This is a genomic window from Arthrobacter sp. Soil_C_49 (assembly GCF_057656635.1).
Genome location: NZ_JBDGJZ010000033.1, coordinates 1 through 488 on the forward strand (window position 1 = coordinate 1; position 488 = coordinate 488).

Genomic DNA, 488 nt, shown 5'->3' on the forward strand with positions numbered 1-488 from the left:
GTGTCGCCGTCGACGGTGAATGGTTTTGATGAGGAGGCCACCGAGCCGGTGCTGGTGGGTTCGGAGGGTACGGTGTCGGCGGTGGGGGCTGATGACCGGATTTACACGGCGGATCCCAAGTCCGGTGTGGTGACGGTGACTGGTGTTGATGCTAACGGTGAAGTCACGTCGTCGGATTCTGAGACCTGGGGTGAGTTGAAGGGCTCGGGGGATCTGCAGATGACGGTGGTGGGGGATCAGCCGGTGTTGCTGGATGCGGCGGCTGGGGAGTTGTTCCTGCCCGGTGGTAGGCGGTTGCAGTTGGAGAATGCGCGGGATGCGAGGTTGCAGCAGACCGGTCCGGGCAGTGACTTTGTGGCAATTTCGATGCAGAGGGCGTTGTTGAAGCAGCCCTTGGACGGCGGCACGGCGAAGGCGGTGGCGTTTGGTGGTGAGGGTGTTCCGGCGGCGCCGGTGCAGTTGGGCGGGTGTGTGCATGCGGCGTGGTC

At 63.9% G+C, this 488-nt stretch carries 1 protein-coding gene; it reads left to right on the forward strand.

Going from position 1 to position 488, the window contains the following annotated elements; all coding sequences use genetic code 11:
- Positions 1–488: hypothetical protein (locus AC3A4Z_RS22590; protein ID WP_498714550.1), on the forward strand; the 488-nt coding region annotated here is incomplete at both ends.